This is a genomic window from Streptomyces fagopyri (assembly GCF_009498275.1).
In the GTDB taxonomy this organism is placed as follows: domain Bacteria; phylum Actinomycetota; class Actinomycetes; order Streptomycetales; family Streptomycetaceae; genus Streptomyces; species Streptomyces fagopyri.
In genome coordinates this window covers 8660965-8677628 of sequence record NZ_CP045643.1, presented here as the reverse complement: position 1 = coordinate 8677628, position 16664 = coordinate 8660965, and the positions used below count along the sequence as shown (strand labels likewise).

At 72.2% G+C, this 16664-nt stretch carries 16 protein-coding genes; 7 read left to right on the top strand and 9 right to left on the bottom strand.

The genetic code is table 11. From position 1 onward, the window contains the following. Nucleotides 1-52: 52 nt before the first annotated feature. Nucleotides 53-232, top strand: a complete 180-nt coding sequence (locus GFH48_RS37510) for a DUF6480 family protein (RefSeq protein WP_153292506.1) — start codon at nucleotides 53-55, stop codon at nucleotides 230-232. Nucleotides 233-489: 257 nt separating this feature from the next. Beyond that, a complete protein-coding gene (locus tag GFH48_RS37505; protein WP_194280790.1) occupies nucleotides 490-894 on the top strand; it encodes an ATP-binding protein in 405 nt (134 codons plus the stop codon). A 259-nt stretch (nucleotides 895-1153) separates the two neighbouring features. On the opposite strand, the gene GFH48_RS37500 is transcribed toward GFH48_RS37505, so the two are convergent. After that, nucleotides 1154-1648 (bottom strand): PaaI family thioesterase, encoded by a 495-nt coding sequence (locus GFH48_RS37500; protein ID WP_153292504.1) that lies wholly within the window; start codon nucleotides 1646-1648, stop codon nucleotides 1154-1156. A gap of 91 nt (nucleotides 1649-1739) precedes the next feature. On the opposite strand from GFH48_RS37500, the gene GFH48_RS37495 reads away from it, so the two are divergent. Next, nucleotides 1740-2213, top strand: a complete 474-nt coding sequence (locus GFH48_RS37495; RefSeq protein ID WP_153292503.1) for a winged helix-turn-helix transcriptional regulator — start codon at nucleotides 1740-1742, stop codon at nucleotides 2211-2213. Nucleotides 2214-2681: 468 nt separating this feature from the next. Here GFH48_RS37495 and GFH48_RS37490 read toward each other — a convergent pair whose 3' ends face one another. From GFH48_RS37490 to GFH48_RS37465, 6 genes are all read right to left on the bottom strand, one after another. Continuing rightward, nucleotides 2682-2885, bottom strand: coding sequence for a cold-shock protein (locus GFH48_RS37490; RefSeq protein ID WP_148009846.1), 204 nt, complete (start codon nucleotides 2883-2885; stop codon nucleotides 2682-2684). 440 nt (nucleotides 2886-3325) lie between these two features. Beyond that, nucleotides 3326-4078, bottom strand: a complete 753-nt coding sequence (locus GFH48_RS37485; protein ID WP_194280789.1) for a carbonic anhydrase — start codon at nucleotides 4076-4078, stop codon at nucleotides 3326-3328. A gap of 172 nt (nucleotides 4079-4250) precedes the next feature. Beyond that, nucleotides 4251-5909: a SpoIIE family protein phosphatase gene (locus tag GFH48_RS37480; RefSeq protein WP_153292502.1), complete on the bottom strand. Its 1659-nt coding sequence runs from the start codon at nucleotides 5907-5909 to the stop codon at nucleotides 4251-4253. 148 nt (nucleotides 5910-6057) lie between these two features. Further along, nucleotides 6058-6468, bottom strand: coding sequence for an ester cyclase (locus tag GFH48_RS37475; protein WP_153292501.1), 411 nt, complete (start codon nucleotides 6466-6468; stop codon nucleotides 6058-6060). A gap of 207 nt (nucleotides 6469-6675) precedes the next feature. Further along, entirely contained in the window at nucleotides 6676-7692 is a 1017-nt protein-coding gene (locus GFH48_RS37470; RefSeq protein WP_228121184.1) for a GlxA family transcriptional regulator, read from the bottom strand. Further along, nucleotides 7680-8327 (bottom strand): HD domain-containing protein, encoded by a 648-nt coding sequence (locus GFH48_RS37465; protein WP_153292500.1) that lies wholly within the window; start codon nucleotides 8325-8327, stop codon nucleotides 7680-7682. The genes GFH48_RS37470 and GFH48_RS37465 overlap by 13 nt, the downstream gene beginning before the upstream one ends. Before the next feature lie 202 nt (nucleotides 8328-8529). On the opposite strand from GFH48_RS37465, the gene argG reads away from it, so the two are divergent. The 4 genes from argG (at nucleotide 8530) to GFH48_RS37445 (ending at nucleotide 14441) form a co-directional block, all read left to right on the top strand. Further along, the gene (gene argG, locus GFH48_RS37460; protein ID WP_153292499.1) at nucleotides 8530-9972 is read left to right on the top strand and encodes an argininosuccinate synthase; all 1443 of its coding nucleotides are present in this window, start codon (nucleotides 8530-8532) and stop codon (nucleotides 9970-9972) included. 259 nt (nucleotides 9973-10231) lie between these two features. Continuing rightward, nucleotides 10232-11692: a hypothetical protein gene (locus tag GFH48_RS37455; RefSeq protein WP_153292498.1), complete on the top strand. Its 1461-nt coding sequence runs from the start codon at nucleotides 10232-10234 to the stop codon at nucleotides 11690-11692. 104 nt (nucleotides 11693-11796) lie between these two features. After that, complete coding sequence (locus GFH48_RS37450) at nucleotides 11797-13059, top strand: AAA family ATPase (RefSeq protein WP_153292497.1); 1263 nt, start codon at nucleotides 11797-11799, stop codon at nucleotides 13057-13059. Then, a complete protein-coding gene (locus GFH48_RS37445) occupies nucleotides 13056-14441 on the top strand; it encodes a vWA domain-containing protein (protein WP_153292496.1) in 1386 nt (461 codons plus the stop codon). Before GFH48_RS37450 ends, GFH48_RS37445 begins: the two co-directional genes overlap by 4 nt. 95 nt (nucleotides 14442-14536) lie before the next feature. Here the strand turns inward: GFH48_RS37445 and GFH48_RS37440 are convergent, their stop codons facing one another. Beyond that, the gene (locus GFH48_RS37440; protein WP_153292495.1) at nucleotides 14537-15397 is read right to left on the bottom strand and encodes a DUF427 domain-containing protein; all 861 of its coding nucleotides are present in this window, start codon (nucleotides 15395-15397) and stop codon (nucleotides 14537-14539) included. 257 nt (nucleotides 15398-15654) lie between these two features. After that, nucleotides 15655-16524: an alpha/beta fold hydrolase gene (locus tag GFH48_RS37435; RefSeq protein WP_153292494.1), complete on the bottom strand. Its 870-nt coding sequence runs from the start codon at nucleotides 16522-16524 to the stop codon at nucleotides 15655-15657. Nucleotides 16525-16664 lie beyond the last annotated feature (140 nt).

The following is a 16664-nucleotide window of genomic DNA, read 5'->3' as shown; positions in this document are numbered from 1 at the left end:
GAGGGAGTGCGTCCGAGATGCGGCCACGCTCCTGGAGGCGGAGAGTTGAGACATGTCACAGCCATTGGTGCCACCGGGCGAAACCCCTCCGGTCGAGGGCTCGATCGCCGAGGCACATCAGGAACGGCCGGACGGCGGGATCTGGGAGCATCCCCTTTGGTGGCTCGGGCTGATCGTCATCGGGTCGATCATCGTGGCGGCCTATTTCGCCGCTCGCATCATCGGCTTCTGAGGTCACCGGGATCCGCCCCGCGCGGAGCGCCCCAGGTCGGTTCGGGCGCTCCGGATCGCGATGTCCGCGTGGCTGACGTGCGGGCACGCGCCGGCCGTCCACACCTCCCGCTCCGTTCCCCGCGCCCCTCACCCGGGCGGCGGACCGCGGGTGCGACCGCTTACGCGAGCACTCGCCCGGGGGCGACGCCATGGGCCGGGACATCCACTCCTCCCTCGGCGTGAAGAGCCGCCGGAGGCCCACAGGGGATGCGCATCATGACATCCGAACCCGACTGTTTCTTCTGCGACTCGGCTCTCGGCACGAGTGCCGCACGCCGGAGCGTGCGCAGCTGTCTCAGTCAGTGGCATGTCGAAAGGCTCGCCGACGACGCCGCCCTCGTCCTCAGCGAACTGTTGTCCAACGCTCTGCGCCACGGCGCGCCGCCCGTCCGGGTCTCCGTCACCCTTCGGCGCACACGCCAGAACGGCCCCACCGTGCACATCGAGGTGGCGGACGCCGGCCACACCCTCAACTACGGTTTCAGCGAGTCCCGTTGGGGACACCCCGCCCACACGATGGACGAGAACGGCAGGGGTCTGCGTCTCGTCGACGCGCTCTCCTGTCGCTGGGGCGACGAGCCGACACCGCAGGGTCACACGGTCTGGGCCGATCTCGCCTGAGCGGCGGGGCCAGGACGTCATGGCCGCCGCGGCGACGGACCGCCGCAGTCATCGACGGCAAGGGGCGCGCGCCTCGATCGCGTGGACAGCGCCGACTCTCGGCCCGGTCGACCTCGCGGTCCCGGCCGGGGCACGTCGCACGGCCCGAGCGCGGCTCCGTGGCCCGGAGCGTGCCGGACGGGCTCGGGAAGGCCTCAGAGCCATGGCCCCGCCGGCTCCGGGGCCGTCCGGTGACGACAGCCCCGGGCGCGCCGTACGTTCAGGCGGTCGGCGCAGGGAACAGCAGGCAACTGCTGGTGGCGTGGGCGAGCAGCCGGTCGGCGGAGTCGAACAGCTCGGCCTGGGCCAGCGCGGTGCGGCGGCCGCCGTTCAGGACGGTGCCCACGGCGCGGACCTTGCCGGTGTCCACCGTGATCGGCCGCAGGAACTTCACGGTCAGGTCGAGCGAGGTGTAGGCCATGCCCTGCGGAAGCGTCGTCTGGACGGCGCACCCCGCCGCGGAGTCGAGCAGGGTCGCGTAGATCCCGCCGTGGACGCTTCCGATGGGGTTGTAGTGCTCCTCGCCGGGCTCCAGCGAGAACACCGCGTGCCCGTGTTCGACCTCTTCGAGCACGAACCCGATGGTGGCGCCGATGGGAGGACCGGGCAGCCTGCCGGCGATCATCGCGCGCAGGAAGTCGAGTCCGCTGGCGCGCCCGACCTCGGAGGCCGAGACCGACGGGTCTTCCCACTCGTACGTACGTGACCGGCCCATGCCTGCGCTCCTCATCTGACTGCGTAGATCGAAGCTAGCCGTGGCCGCCGCTGACTGTCAACGACGAAGCCAGCTCGCCTATGATGCGGGTATGGAGTGGCTCGAGGTGAGCACGGAGAACTGCACGGTCCAGCGCACGCTCGACCTGGTGGGCGAGAAGTGGACGCTGCTGATCCTGCGTGACGCCTTCAACGGCGTCCGCCGGTTCGACGACTTCCGCCGTCACATGGGGCTTTCGGAGGCGGTCCTGGCCGGCCGGCTCCGCACACTGGTCACGTCCGGGATCCTGCGGACCGAGCCCTACCGGGAAGCGGGCAGCCGCACGCGACACGAATACCGTCTGACCCGCAAGGGGCGGGACCTGTGGCCCGTCCTGGTGGCACTCAGACAATGGGGTGAGGCGTACGTGGCGGATCCCGAGGGCCCGATTCTCGACATCCGGCACAGCGGGTGCGGGGCTCCGGTGCGGGTCGTGGTCGAGTGCGCCGACGAACACGTGGCGCTCACCCCGGTCGAGGTCACGGCCCTGCCCGGACCGGGCGCGCGCGCCCTCATGCCCGAGTGATGCCGGGTGACGGGCGCGACCGTGGTCCGTCCGTGCCGACGCCCCGTCAGCGGAAGCCGTGCGCCCATGTCGGGCCATGACCCGGATCCGGGTTCCTGTCCTTCGCCGAGGCTCCCGGAAGACCGCGTTCCGTAGGGCGGAGACCGGGCTTCATTGGCCGCTTCGGCCGCTGCGGCGCCGTCAGGATCGGGCGCCGTACCGACCAGGGACCGGGGGCGGGACCCGGCGGCGGCGCTGAGCGGCGCCGCGCCATCGGGCGCGGGGTCACTTCACCGCGGCTCGGCGAACCGTTCGCCACGGTCGTGGTTGGTCGGTCCGGAAACGGCGCGCCTGGCCCGAGGAGCGGGCATCCCGCGCGTGTCGTGCCGGTCGGCCCGGCTTTCACCCCTGTGCACGGCTCGCTTCCGGGACCGCCCGTGCCCGCGGAGTCTGCACTCCGCGGGCACGGGCGTTCTACCCTGCCGTCGGTCAGGCGGGGGTGATGTTCTCGGCCTGGGGGCCCTTCTGGCCCTGGGTCACGTCGAACGTGACGGCCTGGCCCTCCTGGAGCTCACGGAAGCCACTCGAGTTGATGTTCGAGTAGTGCGCGAAGACGTCGGGACCGCCGCCGTCCTGCGCGATGAAGCCGAAGCCCTTTTCCGAGTTGAACCACTTCACGGTTCCGGTGGCCATGTCAATGCCTCTCAGTCGATTTCGGATCCGCACCGCGCGGATCCGGAGGTGATCGCCCTGGTCCTCAGGCACTGCACAGCAAAAAGCCCGCACCGGAGCGCGGGCAGGTACTGCGAACCACGACATCTGCGAGCGACGCTACACGGCGAATCCGCCGACCACCAGAGAGCAACGGCCATCAGGAAACAGAGACGCCTCCGCCCGGCCCGGCAAAGGCCCGCAGTTCGGGCCGTTTCACACCGGGGGGTGACCGCCGAACGATGGGCGGCACGACCCGCCGCGCCGGCCGCCGCCACCCGTCGCGCACCCCCGGCGGGTGAGCGAGCCTGGCGCGTGCGCACGCGTCCGCGTCCTCCCGGCGACCGCGCGGCGGGACGACCGCGGCCGAGCGGTTCAGCGGGACGGCCTCGCCCGAGCGGTTCAGTCGCGGCCCGAGCGGTTCAGGAGGGCGCGCCGGTCAGGATCTCCACCTTGCCGGTGTCGAGCGAGTAGTAGGCGCCGACCACCGCCAGAGCGCCCTTCTTCACGAGCGGGGCGAGGTCCTTGTTGGAGCGCAGGTCCTCCGCGGTCAGCTTGACCTGGGCGCGGGCCATGGTCTCCACAGGGTCGGACCCGCCTTCCCTGGCCGCCGGCTCGTACGCCGGTCGCAGGGCCTCGACGATCGCCTGCAGATTGCCGGGAAGTGGTTTGCTGTCGCGAATCGACTTGTACGCCGCCGCGACCGCGCCGCACCGCTGATGGCCGAGGACCACAATGAGCGGAGTGCCGCTCGTCATGGGTCCGTATTCGACCGAACCGGTGACCACCGGGCCGATCGCCTCACCGCCCGTGCGCATCACATACAGGTCGCCCAGTCCGGTGTCGAAGAGCAGTTCGGGCGGCACCCGGGAGTCGATGCACGAGAGGACCGACCCGAAGGGCACCTGTTCCTGCGCGACGAACTCCCGCCGGTCGGGATCCCGGTCGGGGTGCTCGAGATCCCCGCTCACCCAGCGCTTGTTGCCGTCCATGAGCCGCGCGAAGGCCGCCGCGGGCGTCTTCGGCCGTGGCGCCGTGGAGGTCCCCGTCGCCGACGGGGTCCCGGCCGGCGACACCACGGCCTCGGTGGCGGAGCATCCGGCCACCGCTGCCGCCGCGATCGCGAATCCGCCGGCAAGAAACGCTCTGCGTTCCGGACGTCCTGTCCTGTCCATCGTCTTTCCCCTCGCCGCCACTCGGACACGTCTGCGCGTCTTGACCAGGGCGATTGTTCAGCGCGGCGCGAGCACCCGGGCGACAGGCGCAAGCGGGCGCGGACCGCATTGCCACCAACGGCCCACAGATCCGGGCCGGACCGTCGTCCGGCCCGGCCGGGTCCGAGGGGATTCAGGGCGCGCCGGAGGGACCTGTCCGGGCCAGCAGCAGGGTGGCGTCGTCGGACAGGGAGGGGGTGCGGCGGGCGGCGACGGCCCGGTCGCACAGTTCCTCCAGGGGCAGCCCCGGACGGGCCAGGGCGGCGGCGAGGCGGCGTATCCCGGACTCGATGTCCTCGGTCGGGAACTCGACCAGTCCATCGGTGTACAGGGCGATCAGGCTGCCGTCGGGGATCTCGATCCGGACGGATTCGAAGTGCCCGAGGCCCAGGCCGATCGGGACTCCGGAGGGAATCCTCGTGACGGTCGCCTCACCGTCGGGGCTGACGACGACGGGGGGAAGGTGTCCGGCTCCGGCGATGTCGATGATCCGTTCCGCCGGGTCGTAGACGACGTACAGACAGGTCGCGCCCACGCCCGCGAAGGTGGCGCCCGGGGAGTCCGCGTCCTCCTGCGCCAGACGGCCGACCGTGCGGTCCAGGCGCGTCAGAAGCTCGACGGGCGGCAGATCCATGTCCGCGAGCGTGCGCAGCGCGGTACGGAGCCTGCCCATCGCGGCCGCCGCCTGGATGCCGTGGCCGACCACGTCGCCGACGACGAGGGCGACCCGGTCACGGGGCAGGGCCATCACGTCGTACCAGTCCCCGCCCACACCGTGATCCAGGTCGGCGGGCAGATAGCGTGAGCCCACCTCCAGGGCCGGTCCGCCGGACAGGCGGGACGGGAGGAGATTGCGCTGCAGGGCCAGCGCGGCGATGTGTTCGCGGGTGTAACGATGGGCGTTGTCGAGGCTCAGCGCGGCCCGGTCGACCAGCTCCTCCGCGAGGACGAGATCGTCCTGCTCGAACGGGGCGGGATTGTCCGTCCGCACGAAGACGGCGATACCGAGGACGACGCCCCTCGCCTGGATCGGCACCATCATCACGGTGTGCATGTCGGTCGTGCGGATGACCCGGGTCCGCTCCGGATCGCACCGCAGCCAGGTGCCGAGGGATTTGCGCAGCATAGGCTCGATGAAGGACTTCCCCGAGGTCAGCACCTGGGTGAACGGTGAGGCCGGCGGGACGAACACGGGCTGGCCGCGGTCCCACAACGACTCCGGGATGCCTTCGTGGATCGACGCCACCCCCGCGCGGCGGAAGGCGGGGACGCGTCCGGCGTCCATCCCCAGCCGAACCAGGGGCTCCGCACCGAGGGAGACGGACTCCGCGAGATCCACGGTGACGTAGTCGGCCAGCCGCGGTACGGCGAAGTCGGCCAGTTCCTGTCCGGTCTGCATGACGTCGAGGGTGGTCCCGATGCGGGTGCTGGCCTCGCTGAGCAGGGCGAGACGCTCGCTCGCGAGCCGCCGGCGGGCGTCGGGACGGGGGTCGAACGAGGCCAGCCACCGGGGCGCGCCGTCCCGTGCGGCCAGTCGGGAGATGCGCAGTCCCACTTCCAGCCGGTGCCCGCGGCGGTGGCGCGGCCGGGCCGCGCCGGTCGGTGCCAGCAGGTCCGCGAACGGCCGGCCCAGCACCTCCTCGGCGGCGTAGCCCAGGAGCCGCCCGGCGCCGCGGGTCCAGCCCGCGACGGTCCCGTCCGCGTCGATGACGGCCGCCGCCGCGCCCTCCGTCTCGGCGGGCGCGCCCCACAGGGCCTCCTGGTGGGCGGCGGCTCCCTCGTCGGTACTCATGGCTGTCTCCCGGCGGGCCCGTCACCGTCCCGGGGGTGCCGAACCGGCATCTGCCGTGCTCACCGGGCCGCGGGGACCGTGCGGCCGAACCCGGCGCCGTGCGCGCGTCCCTGCGACAGGTGCGTTCACGGACGGCCCGCGGTGATCATCACGGGGTGAGACCGAGCTGGCGCAGCATGCCGAGCTCGTCGCTGCTGCCCCAGCGTTCGGCCATCTTCCCGTCGGCGAACCGGCTGATCTGCATGCCCCGGTAGCTCACCGTCCTGCCGGTCGGGGCGTGCCCCATCAGTTCACCGAGATGGGTGCCCGTGATGGTGTACGCGAAGGCGATCTCGTCGTCGGTGGCCATGACGTGTTCGACCTCGATGTGCAGATCGGGGAAGGCCCGTCTCATCGTGGCGAACATCTCCTCGTAGCCCTCGGGGCCGGGAATCTGGCCCGGTGCCGGGTCGTGGTCCACGGAGCCTGGGGCGACGTAGTCGTCCAGCTCGCCGAGATGGTCACTGTTCACCGCTGATCCGAAGTTCTCCAGGACGGCGAAGTTGCTGCTGCGCGACATGACGCGCTCCCTGAGGTCGGGGGGTCTGGGGCGCGCACACTTCCAGGGTGTGCGCTCGCGGGTTCCTCCTCTCCACGATAGGTCTGGCGGAGTGGGGAGGCCCGCTGGAGCCGGGGGCGAGGATCGTCGCGCGCGCCACGCCCACCGGCACCGACGTGAAGGACGCCGAGCCGGGCGGCGCCCCGAGCGGACGAAGCGGCACCGGGCTCAGCCCCGGGTCCCCTGCTCCGCCGTGCTCCGGAAACGGGCGCGGTAGACCGTGGGGGCGACACCGATGATGTGCTGGAAGCTGCGCCGCATGGATTCCGCGGAACCGAAGCCGGACCGTGCGGCGACGGCGTCCACCGAGTCGTTGCCGCTCGTGAGAAGCGCCTGCGCGGCTTCGACGCGGACCAACTCCACGTACCGGCCGGGGGTCATGCCGACCTCCGTGCGGAAGAGCCGGCTCAGATGCCGGGTGCTGACGCCCGCCTGCAGCGCGAGCGCGTCCATGTGGTGGGCCTGTGCCGGATCCGCCGCGATGGCGTCCATGACCCCGCGCAGGGTGGGATGTCCGGAGCCGCGCGGGGTCATCCGCGCGCTGAACTGGGACTGGCCGGCCGGCCGCGCCATGAATACCACGAGCTGCCGGGCGACAGCGCGCGCGAGGTCCGCCCCGTGGTCCGCCTCGACGAGCGCGAGCGCCAGATCGATGCCCGTCGTGACGCCCGCCGAGGTCAGGACAGGACCGTCCTGGACGAACACGGGATCGGCCTCGACGCGCACGCGGGGGTAGCGCGTGGCGAGTTCGCCCGCGAGCCGCCAGTGCGTCGCGGCGCGGCGGCCCTCCAGGATCCCGGCTTCGGCCAGCAGGAAGGCGCCCGCGCAGACCGAGGCCGTGCGGGACGAACGCGTGGAGAGCGCCGTGACCAGGTCCACCAGGTGACGGTCGTCGACCGCTCGCCGCCAGTCCGGGCGGCCGGGCACCACGAGGGTCCCGAGCCGCTCGGGGAGTTGCTCCGCCGACGTGTCGGCGCTGAGCCGTACCCCGGAGGAGGTGCGGATGCCCGCCCCGGTCTCCGACACGATGCGTACGTCGTAGTCGGCGCCGTCCTCGTTCGCGGTGGTGAACACCTCGGCGGGGCCCGCGACATCGAGGAGTTGCACTCCGTCGAAGGCGAGCACCGCCACCGTGTGGGGCGAACTCGTCGCGCCCGTAAGGGGATCGGCCCTCACTCGGGCCACGGCGAATCCAGGATCGTGCTGACGAAGTCGCCGCGCTCGAAGCCGGGGACGTAGTGGGCGAGGACGTCGGCCTTGACGTTGCCGAAGGTGGACTCCGGCTTGTGCCGGACGCCTTCGGTGAAGGAGGCGAGAATGCGGCGCTTGAAGTCGGGTCTGGGGTGCAGGGCGGTGATCGCCGCGCGGTCCTCGTCGGGGACGTCGGCGTAGCCGATGCCGAGGACGTCGTACTCGACCCCCGCGGTCACCAGGGCGACCTCGGGTTCCATGAACTGCGGGACCCCCGGGGTGGTGTGCAGGGCGATGGCCGTCCAGACCCTGCGGATGCTGTCCTCGGGCACGTCGTGCGCGCGCAGGAACCGGCGGGCCTCGTCGGCGCTGTCCACCTCGAACCGGCGGCCGCTGTGCTGGAAGCGCTCGCCGAGCCCCAGGTCGTGGAACATGGCCCCGATGTACAGCAGCTCGGGATCGAAGCTCAGATCCCGGTTGCGCCCTTGCAGGCTGCCGAACCAGAACACCCGGCGCGAGTGGTGGAAGAGGAGTTCGGTCGAGGTGTCGCGCACCAGCGCGGTGGCTTCGCGCGCCAGGCGCGTGTCGGGCACCGTCACCCCTGCCGCTGTGTCCGTACGACTCGACATCACATCCGCCTCCTTGTCACCGTCCGCCGGTCCATGCCGGGGACCTTCCGTGTTCCTCCTCAAGGGTCCGCTCGGATCGCGGGGGCCGCCATGTCGCTGGAGCCAGATGTCCCACAGATCCGGACACCGCTGTCCGGGACACCACCAGCGGTCCGACCTGGAGGACTTTGCATGACCATGCGTTTCAATGCATACTCTTTCTATGTCTAAGGTCCTCACCTCCCTTCCCGCCGACGAGCGCGTCGGCATCGCCTTCTCAGGCGGTCTCGACACCTCGGTCGCGGTCGCGTGGATGCGCGACAAGGGAGCCATCCCGTGCACCTACACCGCCGACATCGGCCAGTACGACGAACCCGACATCGCCTCGGTGCCCGGCCGCGCGAAGACCTACGGTGCCGAGATCGCGCGCCTGGTCGACTGCCGCGAGGCACTGGTCGAGGAGGGCCTGGCGGCGCTCACCTGCGGGGCGTTCCACATCCGTTCGGGCGGCCGCGCCTACTTCAACACCACCCCGCTCGGACGCGCCGTCACCGGCACCCTCCTGGTCCGGGCGATGCTCGAGGACGACGTACAGATCTGGGGCGACGGGTCGACGTTCAAGGGCAACGACATCGAGCGTTTCTACCGGTACGGCCTGCTCGCCAATCCGCACCTGCGGATCTACAAGCCCTGGCTGGACGCGGACTTCGTGACCGAGCTCGGCGGCCGCAAGGAAATGTCGGAGTGGCTCCTCGCGCACAACCTGCCCTACCGCGACAGCACGGAGAAGGCGTACTCCACCGACGCCAACATCTGGGGTGCCACCCACGAGGCCAAGACCCTGGAACACCTCGACACCGGCGTGGAGAGCGTGGAGCCGATCATGGGCGTCCGGTTCTGGGACCCCTCGGTCGAGATCGCCGCCGAGGACGTCACGATCGGCTTCGACCAGGGCCGCCCGGTCACCATCAACGGCGAGAAGTTCGGCTCCGCGGTCGACCTGGTGATGGCGGCCAACGCGATCGGCGGCCGGCACGGCATGGGCATGTCCGACCAGATCGAGAACCGGATCATCGAGGCCAAGAGCCGCGGCATCTACGAGGCGCCCGGCATGGCCCTGCTGCACGCGGCGTACGAGCGTCTGGTCAACGCGATCCACAACGAGGACACCGTCGCCCAGTACCACAACGAGGGCCGGCGCCTCGGCCGGCTGATGTACGAGGGCCGCTGGCTGGACCCGCAGGCACTGATGGTGCGTGAGTCGCTGCAGCGCTGGGTCGGCACGGCCGTCACCGGCGAGGTGACCCTGCGGCTGCGGCGCGGCGAGGACTACTCGATCCTCGACACCACGGGTCCGGCGTTCAGCTACCACCCGGACAAGCTGTCCATGGAGCGCACCGAGGACTCGGCCTTCGGCCCCGTGGACCGGATCGGCCAGCTCACCATGCGCAACCTCGACATCGCCGACTCGCGCGCCAAGCTGGAGCAGTACGCCGGACTCGGCCTGATCGGCACCTCACCCGCCATCGGCGCCGCGCAGGCGGCCGCCACCGGACTGATCGGCACCATGCCGGAGGGCGGAGCCGAGGCCATCGCCTCCCGTGGCGAGGTCTCCGAGGACGACGAGATGCTGGACCGCGCCGCGATGGAGTTCGGCACGGACTGACCCACCCGGCCGGACGCGGCCTCAGCATCCCCTGGGAGGCCGCGGGTCGGGGATGCCGGGAGGGAGGTACGGGCTGTGGCGCCCGTACCTCCCTCCCGACGTGAACCGCCTGACCGCTCGGCGACGAACCTGGCCCGCGCCCACGGGCGGTCCGATCGAAAACCCGTGGCACCTCGCCGGCGAGGACCGCTACGCTCCCCGCGATGACCATTCACTCCGTTGACAGAATGGGGGCCCCGTCCGCGCAAGGTGAGTGCTGATGCTCACTGCGACCGCGAACCGGGATTCCCGCCTTTCCCTCTGGCTGCGCGTGCGCGAGTTCGCCGTGCCGCCCTCCATGATCGAGACGTCGACCGCCCGCCGCTCCGCGGGGGACTGGGCGGGCGCCTGTGCCGCCGCGCGGGTCGACGTCGACTTCAGTCCGCGTTCGGTGGCCCGCGCCCACGGCCGGGACCTCGCCGCCCGGATCCGGGCCGACCTCCGCCATCTCGCCCCCGACCTGCTGCGCTGGCACATGCCGAGGATCGCCCCCGACGGGCTGCTGCGCCCGGGGCTGACCCTCGCCCTGGCACGGTACGACGGGGCGGGACGGGACGGCACGGGCCCGGTGCACCTCGTCGCGCGGACACCGCCGGCCTGGGCGGACGCCGGTCAGCGGATCAGCCTCGCGCTCTGGGACGGCTCCTGCCCCGACGCCGGTGCCCGTCGCCACCCCCATCCCCACCCCGCCGGGCGGTTCCGCCTCGACCTCCACCGCCATCTCTGGGACGTGCGCAGGACGGACGAGCTGCGGATCCGCGCCGGTGCCGAGCGGCCGCCCACCGACGCCGACGCCGCGGTGGATCCGGACGCGTCGGCGGGAGTGCCGTGGGCACACCGGTGCGCCGTCGACCGATGGGCCGCCGAGGCGGGCATCGTGCTGCGCGCCGAGGGGCGACCCGCCGGCGCCGTCGCCGTACGGCTCGGGGCCCGCCACCGGGTGGTCGTGAACCTCGCCGCGGACGGGGACGGCTTCGGGCCGCCCGCGCCGCGGATCACGGCCGCGTCCGCGCAGGCTGACCTCTCCGCACTGCCGGTCCTGCCCGACGCGGCGACCTGGGTGCTGCCCGACCTGGACCTGATCCGCGCCGGAGCCATCGAGGTGGACCGGCTGCACCCGCTGGTCGCCTCGGCACTGGCACCTGGGGCACCGGGCGACCACTCCGCGGTCCACCCGTCACCGTCCGTGGACCGGCCGGGACGACCGCACCTCGTCGAGTGCCGGGGAGCCCGCCACCGTATCGGCCTGGTCGACGGAGTCCTGGCCCCACTCGACCACGACCCGGACGAGATCCGCCGCGAGGAACTGCTGGCGGCGCTGACCGGTACCCCCCTCCCCTGCCTGCGCGTCATCGATGTGGCGCACCGGCAACCGGACTGCCTCGCCGGCGTCCGCGAACGCCTCGACCACGGCGACACCGCCGGTGCGCTGGCCGTCGTCGAAGTCCTGCTCGGCCCCGACGCGCTGCTGCGCGACGGCGCCCTGCGGGACGAACTGGAGGCGGCGGCGCGACGGCGCATCACGTACGGGCTCTACAGAGCCGGCCTCATCGGCTCCGGGCCGGACAGCGGCACCGGACCCGGATTCGGCGCAGGCATCGCCACCGGGCCTGGCTCCCGCCGTGTCCGTCCCGGCCGACGCCCCGGCCGCCCGCACCCGCGCCACGCCACCTTCCGCTGACCCGGGGACCGTTCCTCCCCCGCAGTCCCCGCGTCCTTCCGCCGCCCCGGCCTCCGTCCGCCGCGTCCCCTCCGGGTCGCCACACACCCCAAAGGTGATCACACATGTCCACCCACGCCCGTTCCCGCGCGACCGACACCCCCGCCACTCCGCCCCACCCCGCCCCACTCGACGTCGCCGGCGCGTTGCTGGCCCTGCTGCGCGACACGTCGACCGAACCGCGCCCCGACATCCAGCTGGAGGCCCTGACCCTGGCCGTCGCCGCCGACCTGCCCGTACTCCTGTGGGGTGAACCGGGGATCGGCAAGACCGCGGCGCTGACACAGCTCGCGGCGTCCCTCGATCTGCCGTTGACCACGGTGATCGCCAGCGTCCACGAACCGTCCGACTTCTCGGGACTGCCCGTCGTCGGAGACGATCCGGCGGAGCAGGGTGTGCCGATGGCCCCGCCGGACTGGGCGGTACGGCTGGTCCGGGCCGGCCGGGGACTGCTCTTCCTCGACGAGCTGTCCACCGCCCCGCCGGCCGTCCAGGCCGCTCTGCTCCGCCTCGTCCTCGAACGGCGCGTCGGCGCCCTGCGGCTGCCGCCCGGGGTCCGGATCGTGGCCGCCGCCAACCCGCGGGCCTCGGCGGCCGACGGCTGGGAGCTGAGCCCGCCGCTGGCCAACCGGTTCGTCCACCTTCAGTGGACCCACGACCACGAGGTCGTGGTCCGCGGGCTCGGCGGGACCTGGCCGCGGGCCACGCTGCCACGGCTCGACCCCGAGCGGCTGCCGGGGGCCGTGGACCTCGCCCGCCGAGCGGTGTGCGGGCTCCTCACCGCCCGCCCCGGGCTCGTCCACCGGCTGCCGAGCAACGAGACGCGCCGGGGCGGCCCCTGGCCGTCTCCCCGGAGCTGGGAGATGACACTGTGTCTGATCGCCTTCGCGACCGCGGCCGGCTCCTCCCGTGAAGTCATGTCCCTGCTGGTCAGAGGCACCGTGGGGGACGGTCCGGGGCTGGAGTTGCTGGCCGGTCTCGACCGGATCGACCTCCCGGACCCCGAGGTGCTGCTCGCCGATCCGCAGAGTGCCGCCCTGCCGGAACGCGGGGATCTGCGCCAGGCCGTGCTCGACGGTGTGGTGGAGGCGGTCCGCAAGCGCCCGGAGAGGACCCGCTGGGAGGCCGCGTGGGCGCTCCTGGTCCGCGCGGTGGAGACCGGAGCACCGGACCTCGTGGTCGTGCCCGCGAACACACTCGCCTCGCTGCGCCACGAGGACTGGGACGTTCCGGCGTCGATCGACAAGCTCGCCGGAGCGGTCTCCCTGTCCCGGCGGGCCGACCGCGCGGCGGCACGGACCGCGGTCGCCGCGCCGGCCGGCCGATGAACGCGGACACATCGGGGGCGCCTGACGTCGCGGGGACGCCTGACATCGCGGGGACGCCTGACGTCGCGGGTCCCCCGGACACGCCCGCGGTACCGGACACACCCGAAGCACCGCACGCGCCCCGGGCACCGGACGCGGCCGGGGCACTGGACCGCGACAAGCTGTTCGCCGCCCGGCTGCACGCCGCCCGGGTCAGGCCCTACCTGGCGACGGCGCTCTTCGCCCTGCACGCCGTGGAGTCGCGGCGGGTCCCGACGATGGCCGTCGACCGGTACTGGCGGTGCTATGTGTCACCACGGTTCGTGGACCGGACGTCGGTGGAGGAACTGGCCGGAGTATGGGTGCACGAGGTGTCCCATCTGCTGCGCGACCATCACGGGCGCAGCGACCGGGTCGCGCGCGAGCAGGGGCTGACGGGCCCGGCCGAACGGCTGCGGATGAACATCGCGGCGGACTGCGAGATCAACGACGACGTGTTCGGCGAGGGGCTCCACCGCCCCGAGGGCGCGGTCATGCCGGAGACCCTGGCATTGCCCGAGGGCGAGCTCATGGAGGACTATCTGCGCCAGTTCCGGCTCGGGCCGCGCACCCAGAGCCTGGCCTGGCTGGACTGCGGCAGTGGCGCCGACGGACTGGACCGGGAATGGGAGCTGGGACCGGACGGAGCGTACGGCCTCAGCGACCAGGAACGGGACGCCGTCCGGTTCCGAGTGGCGCAGGGCATCACCGCACGTCCGGGAAACGCTCCCGGGGGATGGCGGCGATGGGCGCGGGAGGCGTTCCAGCCGCCGCAGCCGTGGCGGGACCTGCTGGGAGCGGCGGTCCGTTCGGCGGCCTCCGGCTCCGGCGCGGGCGAGGACTACACGTACGGCCGGCCGTCGCGGCGCTCGGCCGGGGTGCCCCGCGCCGTACTGCCGAGCCTCCGGCGCAGACCTCCTCGCGTCGCCGTGGTCATCGACACCTCCGGGTCGGTCGGTGACGACGAACTGGGCAGCGCGCTCCGGGAGGTCGCCGCGATCTCCCGTGCCGTGGGCGGCCGCCGCGACCTCATCACCGTACTGCCGTGCGACGCGTCCGCCCGGATCGTGCACCCGCTCTGCCGAGCGGAAGGAATTCCGCTGGTGGGCGGTGGGGGGACCGACCTGCGGACGGGCTTCGCCAGAGCCCTCCGCAGGGGGCCTCGGCCGGATGTCATCGTGGTCCTGACCGACGGTCAGACCCCCTGGCCGAGCGAGCGGCCACCGTGCCGGACGGTGGTCGGCCTCTTCCCCCGGCAGTCCTCGTCCTCCTCGTGGGACGAGGACGACCCCGACTACGTCCCGGACTCACCGCCCGTGTGGGCGCGGGTGGTCGTCATCGAGTCGACTCCCGCCACCCGGTGAGCCTTTCGACTCCCCTCAGGATCGGCGGAGGCCGGAATCTCCTGCCGGCGCGCCCTGTCGGAGGCGGTCAGCATGCGTACGGGGGCCAGGGACGGTCAACGCGACGTGATCTCGTCGGCGTCGAGACCGCGGTCGACTCCGTGCGCGACGACCTTCTGGCCCGGCTCGATCTCCAGCCGCCTGCCGTCGAGACGGACCTCGACCTGGTCCGGCTCGAAGGAGACCATGCCCTCTATCCGGGCGACCTCGCTGTAGGCGTCGCGGTACGACCAGGCGGCGCGGTGCGCGGTGCCGATGTCGTAGTAGTCGCACAGCCCCTTGTAAGGGCAGAAGGTCTGTCCCTCGGCGGGGCTCAGCAGGCTCTCGTCGATGTCCGCGCGCGGGACGTACCAGCGCGGGGCGAAGCCGGACTCGTAGAGCACCACCGGGTGTTCGGAGCGGGCCACCACCGTGTCCGCGAGGCGGACTTCCACCGTGCGGGACGTGTCACGGATGTCGATACGGTGGTACGGGTCCGCCGCGTGTCCCAGGATGCGTTCGTCCTCCTCGTAGAAGGCGTCCATCGCCCGCCAGGCGAAGGCGACGCGGTCCTCGAAGGCGGCGGCGTGCCCGGGCGGAGCGGTGAGTTCCCAGGCGGCGCGTTCGGTGACGCGGTCGCCCACGCGCACGGCGTACCAGGTGGTCTCACCGAGATCCTGATGCCGGGTGACCTTGTCGCTCCTGACCAGTGCCTGCGGATCCACGTCCGTGCGGGGGTAGTAGGCGACCGGGTAGCGGCCGGGCTCGTGCAGCAGCAGGACGTTCTCGCTGTCGGCGATCCAGGTCCCGTTGAACCGCACGCGCATACGGCGGCGCAGCCGCTCGGCGAACAGCAGGCGCTGCGGCAGGGGTTCGGGAGTGAGGAAGTGTCCGATCGCGCTCGCGGAGAGGGGACCTTGCTGCCAGGACAGTCCCATGACTTTTCCTTCCGGGTACGGGGTGTGGGGGTTGGGCGGCGGTGGGCGGAGCGGGGGCCAGGCGCATGGAGGGGGCGGCGGGCGGCGGACACCCGCGCTCCCGGGCGCGTGTCGCGGTCCGTCCCTGGGGTTCCGCCTCTGGGATGCCAGTGGAGTGCCCTCCGGGTGCGCGCGAGGGCGGTTGTCCATGGGAGGTGCCCCGGGAGCGCGTGCCGGCCGTGACCCGTGCGGTCCCCGGCGGTCCCGGCCCCCGCAGGTCAGGCGACGACGCGGCCGAGGAAGTCGCGGATGTACTGCGTGATGTTCTCCAGGTGGCTCTCCAGCGCGAAGTGCCCCGATTCGAGCAGGTGGATCTCGGCCTGGGGCAGGTCCTGGCGGAACGCCTCGGCGCCCGCGGGCCCGAAGATCTCGTCGTTGGCGCCCCAGACGGCGAGCACCGGCACCTGGGAGTCGCGGAAGTACTGGTGGACCTTCGGGTAGAGGTCCACGTTGGTCGGGTAGTCGCGGAAGAGCTTGAGCTGGATCTCGTCGTTGCCCGGCCGGTCGAGCAGTGCCTGGTCGTGGACCCAGTTGTCGGGGCTGACGAGGCTGGGGTCGGCGACTCCGTTCACGTACTGCCAGCGGGTGATCTCGGGGGTCAGGGCGCCGCGCATCGGGGCCTCGGTCTCCGGTCCGGGCGCCTCGGCGTAGGCGAACACCCCGTCCCAGAAGGGTTTGACGAAGCCCTCGACATAGGCGTTGCCGTTCTGGGTGACGATCGCGGTGACGCGGTCCGGGGTCCGCAGCGCGAGCCGCCAGCCGATGGGAGCCCCGTAGTCCTGCACGTACATCGCGAACCGGTCGACACCCAGCTGATCGAGCAGGTCGGAGGTGACCTGGGTGAGCGCCTCGAAGGTGTAGGGGAAGTCCTGCGGGGAGGGCATCGCCGACTGGCCGAAGCCGATGTGGTCCGGCGCGATGACGTGGTAGCGGTCGGCGAGCGCCGGGATCAGCCGGCGGAACATGTGCGAGCTGGTCGGGAAGCCGTGGAGCAGGACCAGGGTCGGTGCCTGCGGGTCGCCGGCCTCCCGGTAGAAGACCTCGAGGCCACTGACGGTGGCGGTGCGGTGATGGACTACGGAAGTCATCTCTCTAACCTCTCACTTCACCTTTAAGGGTTATGCGATCAGTCGATCACGCTCGACCTAACCTGTCAATACACTTTTACTGGTTAGATCGACGTGGGTCTGCCCTCCGGGGCCGGAGCGAGCCGGGCACTCGACTCAAG